13 protein-coding genes are annotated in these 15,442 nt (G+C 71.3%); 7 read left to right on the forward strand and 6 right to left on the reverse strand.

Annotated features, from left to right (window positions below; all coding sequences use genetic code 11):
- Positions 1-49 precede the first annotated feature (49 nt).
- On the forward strand, positions 50-1,429 hold the full coding sequence (locus tag ACWD6N_RS06310; protein ID WP_354965560.1) for a glycine--tRNA ligase: 1,380 nt from the start codon (positions 50-52) through the stop codon (positions 1,427-1,429).
- A gap of 94 nt (positions 1,430-1,523) precedes the next feature.
- Here the strand turns inward: ACWD6N_RS06310 and ACWD6N_RS06315 are convergent, their stop codons facing one another.
- Entirely contained in the window at positions 1,524-2,498 is a 975-nt protein-coding gene (locus ACWD6N_RS06315) for a type IV toxin-antitoxin system AbiEi family antitoxin domain-containing protein (RefSeq protein WP_354965559.1), read from the reverse strand.
- A 177-nt stretch (positions 2,499-2,675) separates the two neighbouring features.
- Between ACWD6N_RS06315 and dusB the strand changes: the two genes are divergently transcribed.
- Positions 2,676-3,848 carry a tRNA dihydrouridine synthase DusB gene (gene dusB / locus ACWD6N_RS06320; RefSeq protein WP_354965558.1) on the forward strand — a complete coding sequence of 391 codons (1,173 nt, stop codon included), beginning with the start codon at positions 2,676-2,678 and terminating at the stop codon, positions 3,846-3,848.
- A gap of 66 nt (positions 3,849-3,914) precedes the next feature.
- Here dusB and ACWD6N_RS06325 read toward each other — a convergent pair whose 3' ends face one another.
- Positions 3,915-4,574, reverse strand: a complete 660-nt coding sequence (locus tag ACWD6N_RS06325) for a C39 family peptidase (RefSeq protein WP_354965557.1) — start codon at positions 4,572-4,574, stop codon at positions 3,915-3,917.
- A 440-nt stretch (positions 4,575-5,014) separates the two neighbouring features.
- Between ACWD6N_RS06325 and ACWD6N_RS06330 the strand changes: the two genes are divergently transcribed.
- Positions 5,015-6,148 (forward strand): hypothetical protein, encoded by a 1,134-nt coding sequence (locus tag ACWD6N_RS06330; protein WP_450004527.1) that lies wholly within the window; start codon positions 5,015-5,017, stop codon positions 6,146-6,148.
- Here the strand turns inward: ACWD6N_RS06330 and ACWD6N_RS06335 are convergent.
- Positions 6,145-7,887 carry a beta-N-acetylhexosaminidase gene (locus tag ACWD6N_RS06335; protein WP_387323691.1) on the reverse strand — a complete coding sequence of 581 codons (1,743 nt, stop codon included), beginning with the start codon at positions 7,885-7,887 and terminating at the stop codon, positions 6,145-6,147. The two genes, ACWD6N_RS06330 and ACWD6N_RS06335, sit on opposite strands and share 4 nt — an antisense overlap.
- A gap of 260 nt (positions 7,888-8,147) precedes the next feature.
- On the opposite strand from ACWD6N_RS06335, the gene ppdK reads away from it, so the two are divergent.
- The gene (gene ppdK / locus ACWD6N_RS06340) at positions 8,148-10,856 is read left to right on the forward strand and encodes a pyruvate, phosphate dikinase (protein WP_354965555.1); all 2,709 of its coding nucleotides are present in this window, start codon (positions 8,148-8,150) and stop codon (positions 10,854-10,856) included.
- A 50-nt stretch (positions 10,857-10,906) separates the two neighbouring features.
- Here the strand turns inward: ppdK and ACWD6N_RS06345 are convergent, their stop codons facing one another.
- A complete protein-coding gene (locus tag ACWD6N_RS06345; RefSeq protein WP_354965554.1) occupies positions 10,907-11,407 on the reverse strand; it encodes a roadblock/LC7 domain-containing protein in 501 nt (166 codons plus the stop codon).
- 254 nt (positions 11,408-11,661) lie between these two features.
- Between ACWD6N_RS06345 and ACWD6N_RS06350 the strand changes: the two genes are divergently transcribed.
- The 3 genes from ACWD6N_RS06350 to ACWD6N_RS06360 are packed head-to-tail and all read left to right on the forward strand — an operon-like array spanning position 11,662 to position 14,158.
- The gene (locus ACWD6N_RS06350; RefSeq protein ID WP_354965553.1) at positions 11,662-12,015 is read left to right on the forward strand and encodes a VOC family protein; all 354 of its coding nucleotides are present in this window, start codon (positions 11,662-11,664) and stop codon (positions 12,013-12,015) included.
- Positions 12,016-12,022: 7 nt separating this feature from the next.
- A complete protein-coding gene (locus ACWD6N_RS06355) occupies positions 12,023-13,312 on the forward strand; it encodes a deoxyguanosinetriphosphate triphosphohydrolase (protein WP_387323695.1) in 1,290 nt (429 codons plus the stop codon).
- Between the two features lie 15 nt (positions 13,313-13,327).
- Complete coding sequence (locus tag ACWD6N_RS06360; RefSeq protein WP_354965552.1) at positions 13,328-14,158, forward strand: siderophore-interacting protein; 831 nt, start codon at positions 13,328-13,330, stop codon at positions 14,156-14,158.
- A 6-nt stretch (positions 14,159-14,164) separates the two neighbouring features.
- On the opposite strand, the gene ACWD6N_RS06365 is transcribed toward ACWD6N_RS06360, so the two are convergent.
- On the reverse strand, positions 14,165-15,124 hold the full coding sequence (locus ACWD6N_RS06365) for a low temperature requirement protein A (protein WP_354965551.1): 960 nt from the start codon (positions 15,122-15,124) through the stop codon (positions 14,165-14,167).
- A gap of 9 nt (positions 15,125-15,133) precedes the next feature.
- Positions 15,134-15,373 (reverse strand): hypothetical protein, encoded by a 240-nt coding sequence (locus ACWD6N_RS06370; RefSeq protein ID WP_354965550.1) that lies wholly within the window; start codon positions 15,371-15,373, stop codon positions 15,134-15,136.
- Positions 15,374-15,442 lie beyond the last annotated feature (69 nt).

Here is a 15,442-nt window from a genome sequence, read left to right on the forward strand (position 1 = left end):
TCCATCCACATCTCGCCCCCGCCGACCGCCAGCCGGCGTAGGAGGAAACATGCCAGCCGACCGTATCGACGCCGTCGTCAGTCTCGCCAAGCGCCGAGGCTTCGTCTTCCCCTCCAGCGAGATCTATGGAGGCACCCGATCGGCGTGGGACTACGGCCCGCTCGGCGTGGAGCTCAAGGAGAATGTCCGCCGGCAGTGGTGGAAGACCATGGTCCAGCAGCGCGACGACGTGGTCGGCCTCGACTCCGCGGTGATCCTGGCCCGCAGGGTGTGGGAGGCGTCCGGTCACATCGCCGAGTTCGTCGACCCGCTCACCGAGTGCCAGTTCTGCCACAAGCGGTTCCGGGCCGACCACCTCGAGGAGGCGTACGCCGAGAAGCACGGCAAGCCGCTGACCTCGCTCGCCGAGCTCAACTGCCCCAACTGCGGCAACAAGGGCACCTTCACCGAGCCGAAGATGTTCAACGGCCTGATGAAGACCTACTTGGGCCCGGTGGAGAGCGACGAAGGGCTGCACTACCTGCGCCCGGAGACCGCGCAGGGCATCTTCGTCAACTACAAGAACGTCGAGACGGTCGCCCGCAAGAAGCCGCCGTTCGGCATCGCGCAGACCGGCAAGTCGTTCCGCAACGAGATCACCCCGGGCAACTTCATCTTCCGGACCCGCGAGTTCGAGCAGATGGAGATGGAGTTCTTCGTCGAGCCGGGCACCGACGAGCAGTGGCACGAGTACTGGCTCCAGGAGCGCTGGAACTGGTATCTCGACCTCGGCCTGTCGGCGGACAACCTGCGGCTCTTCGAGCACCCCAAGGAGAAGCTCTCGCACTACTCGAAGCGGACCGTGGACATCGAATACCGCTTCCAGTTCGGCGGCACCGAGTTCGCCGAGCTGGAGGGCATCGCCAACCGCACCGACTTCGACCTCTCCACGCACAGCAAGCACTCCGGCGTCGACCTGTCCTACTTCGACCAGACCAAGGGCGAGCGCTGGATGCCGTACGTCATCGAGCCCGCCGCCGGTCTGACCCGCGCCGTGCTCGCCTTCCTGCTGGAGGCGTACGACGAGGACGAGGCGCCGAACACCAAGGGCGGCGTGGACAAGCGCACCGTGATGCGGTTCGACCCGCGGCTGGCCCCGGTCAAGGTGGCGGTGCTGCCGCTGTCCCGCAACGAGGCGCTGTCGCCGAAGGCGAAGGACCTCGCGGCGCTGCTGCGCAAGCGCTGGGTGGTGGAGTTCGACGACTCGCAGGCGATCGGCCGCCGTTACCGCCGGCAGGACGAGATCGGCACCCCGTTCTGCGTGACGGTGGACTTCGACACCCTGGACGACAACGCCGTGACGGTTCGTAACCGGGACACGATGGCCCAGGAGCGGGTCTCCCTGGACCAGGTCGAGCGCTACCTGATCGAGCGTCTCCCCGGCTGCTGAGGTGCAAGGAAGGGCCCCTTCTTAACGCCTCAGGTATAGGAGGGGCCCCTTCTTAACCGCGCACACTCCGGGAGTGGAGTGTGCGCGTACCCGATCAGGTGCCTGCGTGCTCCGGGCCGGCTGAGTCGACCCGGACCCGGAGCGTGGCGCCGACGCCCTGCCGGGACTCGTACGCGTCCTCGACAGTTCGTCGGATGTGGTCCGGATGGCGCCGGAGTTGTGCTGGCGTAACGTGCAGTACCAGGACACCGTGCCGACTCAGCTCGTTGTGCCGTTCCAACGTCCGCGCCCAGTCGCTTGGACTGAAGTGGTACTCCTGCGAATCGACCTCCAGCGCCACCGCCGAGTCGGTCAGGTACCCGTCCGGCGTCGGCAGCGCCGCCCCGTCGAGCGTACGAAGGCGTGGATTCCATCGTATTTCTGGCAGAACTGCGCTGCCTGCCAGGCACTCACGCATCTCCGCCTCTGGAGCCGACCGGGTGCCGGCCACGACCTCCGCGTACGCCATCCTGATCAGCGCTGTGCGACTGCGCCGCGCCCGGCGGATCTCCTCGTCCAGCCTGCCGAGATCGGTGAAGCCGCGCTGGACGGACTCGGCGACGATGGCCCGCACTGGGCGAAGCTGCCGTAGGTCACGGGCCGCGTCCACCACCGCCCGCGCCGGCGAGCAAACCGGGTAGAGCGCGGTCGACCGGGGCCGATCATCGAGTGCCAGGGCTCGCCGAACAAGGGCGTAACCCGCCGACCGGCGCCGCGTGTGGTGCGGCACCACCAGGTGTACGTCGGTGTTGCGCGGAATCTGGCGGAACCCGTACCAGGCGAGCGCCGCGAAGCTGGTGAGCTGCGCCCGCGGCCCGGCGTAGAGCGCTGCGGAGATCCGCCGTTGTTCATCGGTCAGTACGCCCGTCACCAGGGCGTACGTCGCCGGCAGGACGCGTTGCCACTGCCCGCGCCGGGCCTGACGGTACAGGTACATGTCGTCGTAGCCGGCGGCGAGCAACTGAGCTCGGGTGGCGATCTGCTGCTGCCGCTCGACCACCGCCGCCAGCTCGGGTGGATGTTCACGCATGACCGCAGCCTGGCTGCCGGAGCCGGGCTGTTCCCGTCCCAGCCGTACGAGCTGTGGACAACCCGCCTGCTGTGGACAACCCCGTTGATCATTGCTTGGTGTGATATGCGTCGTGTTAATAGGGGGCCCTTCCTATGCACCAGGCGTTAAGCAGGGGCCCTTCCTTACACTTGTCCGGTGAATGTTTCGACCGTGCCTGTGCTGCGCCCGTTGACGCTCGGGCGGTATCAGGTGTGGCCGCCGGTTGTGCTCGCGCCGATGGCCGGGATCACCAACGTCGGGTTCCGGCGGCTGTGCCGGGAGCAGGGCGGCGGCATCTACGTCTGCGAGATGATCACCACGCGGGCACTGGTCGAGCGGAATCCGAAGACGCTGCGCATGATCGCGTTCGGTGACGACGAGCAGCCGCGCAGCCTCCAGCTCTACGGCACCGATCCGGAGATCACCGCCGCCGCGGTGCGGATCGTCGTGGAGCGCAACCTGGCCGATCACATCGACCTGAACTTCGGCTGCCCGGTGCCCAAGGTGACCCGCCGGGGTGGCGGCGCGGCGTTGCCGTGGCGACGCCGGCTCTTCGCCCGGCTGGTGAAGGCCGCGGTGGACGCCGCGTCGCCGGCCGGGGTGCCGGTCACGGTCAAGATGCGCAAGGGCATCGACGACGACCATCTGACGTACGTCGAAGCCGGGCTCGCGGCCCAGGAGGCCGGTGTCGCCGCGGTGGCCCTGCACGGACGCACGGCCGGGCAGCGTTACTCGGGCACGGCCGACTGGGACGCGATCGCCACGCTCAAGCAGGCCCTGGACGTGCCGGTGCTCGGCAACGGCGACATCTGGGAGGCCGACGACGCGCTGCGGATGGTCGCGCACACCGGCGTCGACGGCGTGGTGATCGGGCGCGGCTGCCTGGGCCGACCGTGGCTCTTCGCCGACCTGGAGGCCGCCTTCCACGGTCGGCCGGAGCGGCGGCTGCCCACCCTCGGCGAGGTGGCGGTGACCATGCGCCGGCACGCCGAGCTGCTGGTCGACCAGTTCGTCGCGGGGGCGCGCAACCCGGCCCGCGGTGAGCGGGACGGGTGCACCGACTTCCGCAAGCACGTCGCCTGGTACCTCAAGGGCTTTCCGGTCGGCGGCGAGCTGCGCCGCTCGCTGGCGATGATCGAGAGCCTGGCCCAGCTCGACGACCTGCTCGGCAAGCTCGACCCGGCGGAGCCGTTCCCGGTGGCCGCCCTCGGCCAGCCGCGCGGCCGGACGAACTCCCCGGGCAAGGTCTTCCTGCCCGACGGTTGGCTCGCGAGCCGGGACGACGACGTCGTCCCCGAGGACGCGGAGCTGGACGACTCCGGCGGCTGACCGCCTCCGACGACGACGAGAGGCCGGCCCCCGATGGGGGCCGGCCTCTCGCTCACGCGCAGGGGATCAGGAGGTGGCGTAGCCGCGGCTGGCGATCCAGTTCGCCAGGTTGGCGATGCTCACGTCGTAGGCGGGGTCGTTGGGGTTGGCCGAGTCGGCGATGGTGGCCGTGTCGCCGTTGTCGCGGTAGCCCACGACGCTGATGTAGTGGCCGTTGTCGTACGAATGGGTGTTGCCGTCGGTGTCCGTGGTGGTGCCGTAGATGTTGGCGACCACGGCCCGGCCCGCGTCCACGGTGCGGACGACGTCGGCGCGCAGCGTCTTGACCTGGGCGTCGCTCGCCTGGTCGTCGCGCATCTCGACGCTGTGGTACGCGTTCTTGCCGGTCTCCTGGTTGAGCACCGGGGTGATGTCGAAGATGGAGCCGGTGCCGGCCTCGGTGGTGCCCATCTTCTTGGCCATGTCGTCGACGCTGATCTCCTTGCCCAGTACGGACAGGGCGTTACGGGTTGCGGCGGGCCCGCAGTCGAAGAAGTTGGGCTGCGCCGCGTAGCGGACGTTCAGCTCGCGTTCGCTGGGGCTCTTGCGGTCGCCCTGCGTCTGGGTGGTGGCGGGCTTGGCGTCCGACGCGGCGTATGCAGCGGTGACGGGTCCGACGATGGCGCCACCGGTGCAGGCGAGGCCGGCAGCGGTCAGAGCGGCCTTACGAATCAGATCGGTACGCATGATGGCGTGCTCCTCTGCTCGGGGTACGCGCGACACAGTCCTGCGTCACACGGGATCGGGAAGGTCCGGAGTGATCTGCCGGGCGGCCGTGTGGCCTGCTCCGGTGTCCTGGGGATGTAACCGTCTGGGCCGGCGAGCCATTCCGCCGATGCAGAGGCGGCGGTCAACCCGAAACAGGATGTCCCGTCGGTTATCGACAATGCGGGAGTGCGGGCCCCATAAACCGGACATCAGTCGTTCCTGTCATATTACCGGGCTTTGGCATGTCCCCCCCAAATGCCGCCGGAACCGGACAAGGGCAATCTTCGCTCATCTCCTCGTGGTAATCGGGTCAGTACCTCTATGTACTGTGTGCCGCAGAACTGGTGCGCAGATCGGGAAGATGATCGGGCAAATCTTCGGCTGGTTGCTCCCCTGTGGCGGGGATGGGGCGGTAAGTGGTGACGGAAGGGCCGCGCGGGGGGCGGGAGGTCGTCTCGAATCTGGCCGCCGCGGCGGCGGCCTGCTGGCGACATGGGCGCGACGTCGTCGAGACGACGGACATCCTCGTCGAACTGGCGACCTCGATCGCGTCACTCGACCGTCTGCTCGGCCCGCGTGCGCACGATCTCCCCGAGGCGGTTCGTGGCCTTCCGGCGGAGCTTGCGTCGCCCGACGCGCCGGCGACGCGCGCACCAGCCGTCCGGGAGGCCGAGGCTGTCCTGCGAGAGGCGACCTGGGAGGCCCGCCGGGAGCTGCGGCACGACCGCGGCGAGGCGGCGCCCGCCTGGAGCGCGGCCAGTCGCGCCGCCGTCACCGGGGCCCTCGACACCGCCGCAGCCAGGGGTGTCCAGCACGCACACGGGATGCAATTCCTCTCGGCGCTGCTCGACGACCCCGCGTGCCGTGCCACCGGCGCGTTGACGCGCCTGGGTTTCACGCAGGACGACATCCTGCGGGCCGTGCCGGTGGGCAAGGTAGTGGCCGAGGAGGGCTCGCCGATCGCCTTCACCGCCGGCTTCCTAGCTGCGGCGGGACTGGTACGGGAGTCGGGCGGTGCGCTGTCCCGGCGAGTGCGCCACCGGCTGAGTCGCCTGGTGCTGCGACCGCACGCCGGTGTCGTCCTCGTGTGGCTCGAGCAGGAGGCGATTCGTCAGACTGTGCGGCTGGGCAGGGCCGACGTCGACAGTGTCGCGCTGCTGGCCGCGATCCTCTCCCTCGACGAGCAGTTGCGGTTCACGCGTCGCACCATCGCGGTGCCCTGGGCCGCCTTGAATGCCGCCCGGGAGAATCTCGTGGGGCACGGGCTCGATCTGCCCACGCTGGCGTCGCGGGCCGTGCCCCTGCCGTCAGCGGTGACCGCGCCGGGCCGGACGTACCACCGGCGGGACATGACCGGAGACCCACCGTTCGGGCGGGACGCGGCGGACGTGGTGGAGCACGCTCGTGGCCTGCCGGACCGACGTGACCTGGGCACGAGCCATCTGGTGCTGGCGATGCTCGCCGAGCCGGGATGCGCCGCTCATGCCCTGCTGGCCGGCGCGGTGGACCCGGCCCGACTGGGACGCGAGCTGTCGAACCGGCTGTCTGCCTAGCGCCGCCGCGGTGTCGACTCGGTGGCGGCGCGGGGCGCAGGAAGCGGCGGCGCGGCGGGCCAGGGGACGTCCGGGGCGGGGTGGAAGGCGATGCCGGCGGCGGCCCAGCGCGGGCCGTGCCCGGCCAGGCGGTCGCGGAACGCGGCCCAGTCGTGCGTCGCCCGGGGCGACCAGCCCAGCTCGGCGATGGCGGGCAGCCGGGGCAGCAGCATGAACTCGATCTCGGCCAGCGAGGTGACCGATTCGGTCCAGAGCGGTGCCTCGACACCGAGTACCGCCGCGTCAGGCACTCCCGTCACGTGTGACCCGGGATCCCAGTCGTACGCCCGGCGCACGTCGATCAGGCCGGCCCAGTCCTGCCCGAGCGGGGTGTCCGGGTCGTACTTCATGTCCAGGTAGGCGTGGTTGCCGGGGGAGAGGATCAGCCGGGCGCCCCGGCGTACCGCCTCGAGGGTGGCCGGGTCTTCGCCGTTCGTGCCCCACCACTGGAGTACCCGCCCGTCGACGTGCGCGGCCGGCGCGAGCTGGTGCCAGCCGACGACGGTCTTGCCGGTGTCGGCGACGATCCGCTGCGTCCGCTCGACGAAACCGGTGTAGACTGCACCCTTGACCTTGAACGCCTCGTCACCGCCGATGTGCAGCCACGGTCCGGGGGTGAGCGCGGCGATCTCACCCAGTACGTCGGCGATGAAGTCGTACGTCCGTTCGTCGGCCGGGTCGACGTAGCTGAAGCCGACCTCGGTGCCGGTGTACGGCGGTGGCGCGACCTTGTCCGGCGCCAGCTCGGGGTATGCGACCAGCGCCGCGTTGGTGTGCCCGGGGAGGTCGATCTCCGGGATGACGGTGACGTGGCGGGCGGCGGCGTAGCTGACGATCCGCCGGTAGTCGGCCTTGGTGTAGTGCCCGCCGGGGCCGCCGCCGACCTCGGTCGCCCCACCGACGGTGGTCAACCTCGGCCAGGAGTCGACGGCGATCCGCCAGCCCTGGTCGTCGGTGAGGTGCAGGTGCAGGTGGTTGAGCTTGTACCGGGCCAGGTGGTCGACGACGCGCAGGACGTCCTCGACGTCGAAGAAGTGCCGTGCCACGTCGAGCATCGCGCCCCGGTACGAAAAGCGGGGTGCGTCGGTGATGGTCCCGCCCGGCAGCATCCACCGTTCGGTGACCGGGGCCGGGCTCTCGATCGCCGGTGGCAGCAACTGGCGCAGGGTCTGCACGCCGTGGAAGAGGCCGGTGGCGGTGGCCGCGGTGATGGTGACGCCGGCGCGGGTCACGGCGAGCCGGTATCCCTCCGCGCCCAGGCTGTCGTCGTCGTTGAGCACGAGCGCGATGCCGCCCGCCGCCGGTCGGGTGGTGTCGGTGACCGGCAGCGGGTAACCGGTGGCGGGTCGCAGCAGCTCGGCGAGGTGCGCGGCGACCGTCAGCGCGGCGGGGTCGGCGCTGGCCACGATGACGGCGTCGGGTGGTAGCAGCCAGTCCCCGGCCGGGTCCGGCTCGACCTGCTGCGGCGCGGGCACGACGTCGGCCAGCCGGACCGGGGCCGGCGGGGCGAGCAGTTCGCCGGCGGCCTGCTCGGCAGACCGGGCGAGCGTGGCGGCGTCCGGTTCGTGCGCCGACAGCGGCATGGAGCCGGTGGGACCGGGTCCGCCGGGGGTGGCGGTGGGTCCGGGCGAGGGGATGGTCGACACGGCGGCGGCTCCGGGGGGTGTATTCGCGTCGGTTATGGCAAAAGTGAGGTTCACCGGCTGGCGTTGCCGTCAAGGGTACGGCGACAGGCCGGGATGCGTGATCGTGCGCATGGAAGCGTTCCCAAAAACCGGTACGAACGCGGATAGTCGTGATAGCTGTGCCGATTGTCACCGAACGGTCCCGGGCCACTCGATGTTCGCTTAACCTTCGCCCACCGATCGGCGTCGACCCCGGGATTACCGGTGGTCCGTCCCGGGGTATGAGGAAACTGAACCTTCGTTAAGTGTCAATCCGGCGCGCGTGGGAGGCTCTGGTGGCAGCGCAAGAGACCGTCGATCACAAGTACGTCTACGACTTCACCGAGGGCAACAAGGACCTCAAGGACCTGCTCGGCGGCAAGGGCGCCAACCTCGCCGAGATGACCAACCTCGGTCTGCCCGTTCCGCCTGGCTTCACCATCACCACCGAGGCCTGCCAGGCGTACCTCACGACCGGCCAGGAGCCGGACGGGCTCGCCGACCAGATCGAGGCGCACCTGGAATCGCTGGAGCGCGCGATGGGCAAGCGCCTCGGTGACCCGCAGGACCCGTTGCTGGTCTCCGTCCGCTCGGGCGCCAAGTTCTCCATGCCCGGCATGATGGAGACCGTCCTCAACGTCGGCCTCAACGACCAGAGCGTGGTCGGGCTCTCCGCGCAGGCCGGGAGGAACGACCGGTTCGCCTGGGACTCGTACCGGCGACTCATTCAGATGTTCGGCAAGACCGTCTGCGAGGTGCCGGGCGAGGAGTTCGAGCACGCCCTCGACGACATCAAGCGCGCCAAGAACACCCACAACGACCTGGACCTGGACGCGGACGACCTTCGCGGGCTGGTCGACGCGTACAAGAAGATCTTCCTGAAGCACACGGGTCGGGAGTTCCCGCAGCAGCCGCGCGAGCAGCTCGACCTGGCCATCCGGGCGGTCTTCGAGTCGTGGAACGCCGAGCGCGCGGTGCTCTACCGCCGCCAGGAGCGGATCCCGGCCGACCTCGGCACCGCGGTCAACGTGGTGACCATGGTCTTCGGCAACCTCGGCCCGGATTCCGGCACCGGCGTCGCGTTCACCCGCGATCCGGCCAGCGGCGCCCAGGGCATCTACGGCGACTACCTGGCCAACGCCCAGGGCGAGGACGTGGTCGCCGGCATCCGCAACACGGTGCCGTTGCAGGAGCTGGAGCAGCTGGACAAGACGTCCTACGACCAGCTGCTCTCCTTCATGGCCCGGCTGGAGGAGCACTACCGGGACCTCTGCGACATCGAGTTCACCATCGAGCGCGGCAAGCTGTGGATGTTGCAGACCCGCGTGGGCAAGCGCACCGCCGCCGCCGCGTTCGTCATCGCCGGCCAGCTCGTCGACGAGGGCCTGATCGACCTGGACGAGGCGCTGCACCGGGTCAACGGCGCGCAGTTGGCCCAGCTGATGTTTCCCCGCTTCCAGCTCGACCACGAGTTCCAGCCGGTCGCGAAGGGCATCGGCGCCTCGCCCGGCGCGGCGTCCGGCAAGGTGGTCTTCACCTCCGCCCGGGCCGTCGAGCTGGCCGCCGAGGGCGAGTCGGTGATCCTGGTCCGCCGGGAGACCAACCCGGACGACCTGAACGGCATGATCGCCGCCAAGGGCATCCTCACCTCGCGCGGTGGCAAGACCAGCCACGCCGCCGTGGTGGCCCGGGGGATGGGCAAGACCTGCGTCTCCGGCGCCGACGAGATCGACGTGAACGTGCCGGCGAAGCGGTTCACCGTGGCCGGCCAGACCGTGAGCGAGGGCGACGTCGTCTCCGTCGACGGCACCACCGGCAAGGTCTACCTGGGCGAGGTGCCAGTCATGCCGTCGGAGGTGGTGCAGTACTTCGAGGGCAGTCTCGACCCGGAGCACATCGACAACGCGCTGGTCCGTGCCGTACACCGGATCATGACGCACGCCGACGACAGGCGGCGGCTCGCGGTCCGCACGAACGCCGACACCGGCGCGGACGCCGCCCGGGCCCGGCGCTTCGGCGCCGAGGGCATCGGCCTGTGCCGCACCGAGCACATGTTCCTCGGCGACCGGCGCGAGCTGGTCGAGCGGCTGATCCTGGCCCGCGCGGACGATGAGCGGGAGGCGGCGCTGACCGCGCTGCTGCCGTTGCAGCGGGCCGACTTCGAGGAGATCTTCCGCGAGATGGACGGCCTGCCGGTCACCGTCCGGCTGATCGACCCGCCGCTGCACGAGTTCCTGCCGCCGCTGGAGCAGCTCGCGGTCAACGTCGCGGTCGCCCAGGAGCGCGGCGAGGACGTGGCCAAGGAGGAGGCGCTGCTCGCCGCCGTCCGGCGGATGCACGAGGAGAACCCGATGCTCGGGCTCCGGGGCGTCCGCCTCGGCCTGGTCATCCCCGGATTGTTCGCGATGCAGGTCCGGGCCATCGCCGAGGCGGCCGTCGCCTGCGCCCGCGGCGGCGGGGTGGCCAAGCCGGAGATCATGGTGCCGCTGGTCGGCGCCGTGCAGGAGCTGGAGACGGTGCGCGCCGAAGCCGAGAAGATCATCGCCGAGGTGGTCGGGGACAGCGGCGTCGAGGTGCTGATCGGCACCATGATCGAGGTGCCGCGGGCGGCGCTGACCGCCGGGCAGATCGCCGAGGCGGCCGAGTTCTTCTCCTTCGGCACCAACGACCTCACCCAGATGGCCTGGGGCTTCTCCCGGGACGACGTCGAGGGCGCGTTCTTCTGGCGCTACCTGGAGCTGGGCATCTTCGGTATCTCGCCGTTCGAGTCGATCGACCGCGACGGCGTCGGCCGGCTGGTGCGGATCGCCGCCGAGGAGGGTCGGGCCGCGCGGCCCGGACTGAAGCTCGGCGTCTGCGGTGAGCACGGCGGCGACCCGGACTCGGTGCACTTCTTCCACGAGGTCGGCCTGGACTACGTCTCCTGCTCGCCGTTCCGGGTGCCGGTGGCCCGGCTGGAGGCCGGCCGCGCGGTGGTGGAGACCGACGGCTCGGACAGCCGCTGACGCGGTGCCGGCGGCGGCCCGGGCCTCCGGACCGCCGCCGGCACCGATCATCAGATCGGCGGGCGACGCCAGGTGGGCCGCGCCGAGCGGCGCAACTGCGCCGGCAGGGTGGCCATCGGGGTACGCATGACCAGCGGCGCGTGCGCGTCCGGTACGGCCGAGACGGGGGGTCTCGCGTCCCGGTTGTCCAGCACCGAGCCGGCCCGGCGCGCCACCGCCCGGGCTTCCTCGTGCAGCCCCTCCAGGTCGTCCGCCGCCGTGACGGTGACCAGGGTCAGCAGGGCGGTGCGCCCAGCCGGGTAGGTGACCACGCAGCCGGCGGTGGTGCGCACCACCGACTCCCGGAAGTCGCCCCGCCGCACCGTGTCGGCCACCCGGTGACCCAGACCGAAGCTCGCGGCGGCGAGCGCGGCGAGGTGGGTGGCGTCGGTGCTGGGCAGGTCACTGGAGATGAGCAGCCCGTCGGTGCCGGCCAGCACGGTCCCCGCGACCTCGGGGCGGCGCCGACGCAGCCCGCGTAGCTCCGTGCCGACCACCATGTCTGCGTCCACGAGCGTCTTCTCCCTACCGGTCGGGCCCCTGCGTGCGATCAGTTGGTCACGTTCCGCGCCGGGAACGCTACCGGCGGCCACTTCCGTCCGCGAGCCCGTAACGGTCGGCGATCGGCTGACAACTCCCGGCCAATCGGCGGTTGTGGACCTTTCGGCGAGGCGTCGCGGGCAGGTCGGTCGGCCCTGGCGGGCGTAATCTTGGCTCGCTCGTACACCGCCGATTGCGCACGCCGTCGAGGGGGGAAGGGGACTGCATGAGCAGCGTCTGGGAGAGCCTGACCGTCGACGCCCGCGATCCGGCCCGACTGGCCCGCTGGTGGGCCGAGGCGCTCGGCTACCAGGTCGTCGCCGAGGAGCCGGACGGCGTGGAGATCCGCCAGTCCGCGGACCGGCGTCCCGCCCTGTTCTTCGCGCGGGTGGCCGACGGCAAGGAGCGGAAGAACCGGCTGCACCTCGACCTGCGCCCCGCTGACCAGGAGGCCGAGGTCGAGCGGTTGGTCGACATGGGCGCCCGGCACGTCGACATCGGCCAGGGCGACGTGGACTGGACGGTGCTGGCCGACCCGGAGGGCAACGAGTTCTGCGTTCTTCGTGAGCGCGAGGAGTGAGCCGGGTTTGCGAGCCCCGCAGTCGCGGTTGACCGCACCGCCGTCCGGCGCGGCGGACGCCCGGCTGGTCGAGGAGGCCCCCAAGGACACCGGCCACCGTCGGTCACCGTACGAGCGTGACCGCGCCCGGGTGCTGCACTCCGCGGCGTTCCGTCGACTGGCCACGAAGACGCAGGTGCACACCGCCGGCACGGACGACTTCCTGCGTACCCGGCTGACCCACTCGTTGGAGGTCGCCCAGATCGCCCGGGAGATGGGCGCCCGGCTGGGCTGCGACCCTGACGTGGTGGACGTCGCCGGGCTCGCCCACGATCTCGGGCACCCGCCGTTCGGGCACAACGGCGAGGCGGCGCTGGACCTGCTCGCCACGCCCTGCGGCGGCTTCGAGGGCAACGCGCAGACGCTGCGGGTGCTGACCCGGCTGGAGGCGAAGGTGCTCGCCCCGGACGGCTCGTCCGCCGGGCTGAACCTGACCCGAGCCTCGCTCGACGCCATCGGCAAGTACCCCTGGGCGCGGCGGCCGGGCCAGCGGAAGTTCGGGGTGTACGCCGACGACGTTCCGGTCTTCGACTGGCTCCGGGTTGGCGCGCCCGGCGACCGGCGCTGCCTGGAGGCGCAGGTGATGGACTGGGCCGACGACGTCGCGTACTCGGTGCACGACGTGGAGGACGGGATCCACGGCGGGTACGTCTCGCTGCGCCCGCTGCTCGCCGACGCCGACGAGCGGGCAGCTCTCTGCGCCGATGTGGCCGCCACCTACTCGGGGGAGTCCCCGGCGGACCTGGGTGAGGTGCTGGTCGAGCTGCTGGCCGACCCGCTGCTCGCCCCGCTCGCGGGGTACGACGGCAGCCACCGCGCGCAGGCCGCGCTGAAGGCCACCACCAGTGGACTGACCGGTCGGTTCGTCTCCGCGGCGGTGGCCGCCACCGAGGAGCGGTCCGGACCCGGCCCGCACCGCCGCTACGCCGCCGATCTGGTGGTGCCGCGGCTGGTCCGGGCCCACTGCGCCCTGCTCAAGGGCATCGCGCTGCGCTACGTGATGCGTCGCGCCGGCTTCCGGGGCCGCTACGAACGGCAGCGGACGATGCTGGCCGAGCTGGTGGCCGCGCTGGTGCGGCGGGCGCCGGACGGGCTCGATCCGGTCTTCGCCCCGCTGTGGCGGGCCGCGCCGGACGACGCCGCCCGGCTGCGGGTGGTGATCGACCAGGTCGCCTCGCTCACCGACCCGGCGGCCGTGACCTGGCACACCCGTCTGGTCGGCGGCGGCGCACCGCCGGCGGGCGACGGCGAAGATTAGGCTAGCCTAAGTGACATGACGGAACGCCCCAGGAACGTCACCTCGGTCCGGGTGCTGCGCACCGAGCGGCCCACCCCGCACCTCATCCGGCTCGTCCTCGGCGGGGACGAGCTGGCCGACCTGCCGGTGGGCGAGTGCACCGACCACTACATCAAGGTGGTCTTCCCGCAGCCGGGCGTCGCGTACCCGCAGCCGCTGGACCTCGCCGCGATCCGCCGGACCCTGCCCCGGGAGCAGTGGCCCCGGCTGCGGGCGTACACCGTGCGGCGCTGGGACCCGCTCGCCGAGGAGCTGACCGTCGACGTGGTGCACCACGGCGACGAGGGGCTGGCCGGGCCGTGGGCGGCCGCGCTGCGCCCGGGCGATCCGGTGCACTTCGTCGGCCCCGGCGGGGCGTACGCCCCGAGCCCGGACGCGGACTGGCACCTGCTGGTCGGCGACGAGAGCGCGCTGCCGGCGATCGGCGCCGCCCTGGAACGGCTGCCGCTGGGCGCCCCGGCCCATGTCTTCGTGGAGATCGCCGACCCGGCGGAGGAGCAGAAACTACTCAGCCCGGGTGCGGTCCAGCTCACCTGGCTGCACCGCGGTGAGCGCCCGGTGGGTGCCGCGCTGGTGGCGGCGGTCCGAGAGCTGGAGTTTCCGCCCGGTCAGGTGCACGCCTTCGTGCACGGCGAGGCGACCTTCGTCCGGGAGCTGCGCCGGTTGCTGCGCACCGAGCGCGGCCTGCCCGCCGATCAGCTCTCCATCTCCGGCTACTGGCGGCGCGGCATGGACGACGAGGGCTGGCGCTCGACCAAGGCCGACTGGAACCGGCAGGTGGCTGCCGAGGAGACCACGGCCGCCTGAGCACGGTCAGCCGCCGGACCGGCGATCCCACTCCTCGCGGACCGCGGTGAGTCGCCGGTTGAGCAGCACGGCGTACCCGACGATCGCCGCGGCGATCAGGAACAGCAGCAGCCGCGGCTCGCGTACCGTCGCGCCGATCAGGCTGACCGAGACCACCCCGTAGCCGGCGATCGCCACCCGGGCCCTGCTCGGTCGGGCCGAGAGCGCGTACAGGCACAGCCCACACACCACCCAGACCACCACCGAGGCAGCCAGCAACAGCCGCAGCTCCAGCGGCAATCGGCTCGCGCCACGGTCGACCAGCCGGACCGCCTGCCCGAGCGACCAGCCGAGCAGCAGCAGCGCACCGCTGAGCGGGATGTGCAGATAGGTGTACGCCTGCCCGCCACGCAGGCGGGTCGCCGCCTGGCGGGTGGTGACGAAGGTGGTGTAGACCCACCAGACGGCGGCCGGCACGACGAAGGCCAACCCGGCGGTGAGGATCATCTGCGGCCGGGGGTGGTCCGGCACCGCGAAGAGCAGGTTGGCCAGCGCGCTGCCCAGCACGATGATGGTGAATTGCCCGATCCGTTCCGGCAGGTGCCGGTTGTCCACCGGCCATTGCTCGAGCCGGCGTCGGCCGACCCAGGGCGTGGCCAGCTCGATGGCCATCGCGACGATCCACAGCACCGGGCGCGACGCGATCGGCACGACCAGCGAGACCAGCCAGATCAGCCAGCCCAGCCCGAAGCCGAACAGGTAGACCGTGGTCACCGTGCGGGCCTCCGGGTTGGTCGGCCGGGCCCGCAGATACAGCAGGAGCAGTACGCCCCGGACGATCAGGTAGCCGATCGGCAGCAGCGGGCTCTCCGGCACCTCGTCCACGCCGAGCGTCATCGCGCCGGCGCCAACCAGGGCCACCAGCACCAACATCCGGTGCGGCAGGTCGTCCGGGTCGAATCGGGTGTCGTAGTAGACCTGCCCCATCCAGGCCCACTAGACCACCACGAAGAGCCCGATCACGGCCAGCATGGCGTTCGGCGTCGGGGTCGGGTCGGTGCCCAGCCGGGCCACCACCGCCGCCAGCGCGTACACGAAGATGACGTCCAGGAAGAGTTCCAGCCAGGTGGCGTGCCGGTGCCCGGCCTCGTCCGTCAGCGGCTCAGGCCCGCGTACGCCCAGCCAACCGGTCAACCATCCGGGCAGGTGCGCGCTGACGGTCCGTACCCTGCGCATCTGGTCATGGTCCCCGCGCGGACCCGGCTCCCGGGCCGGAACCGAAGAGCCGGTGGCGGCCGCCGCCAC

Source organism: Micromonospora sp. NPDC005163, from assembly GCF_053599835.1.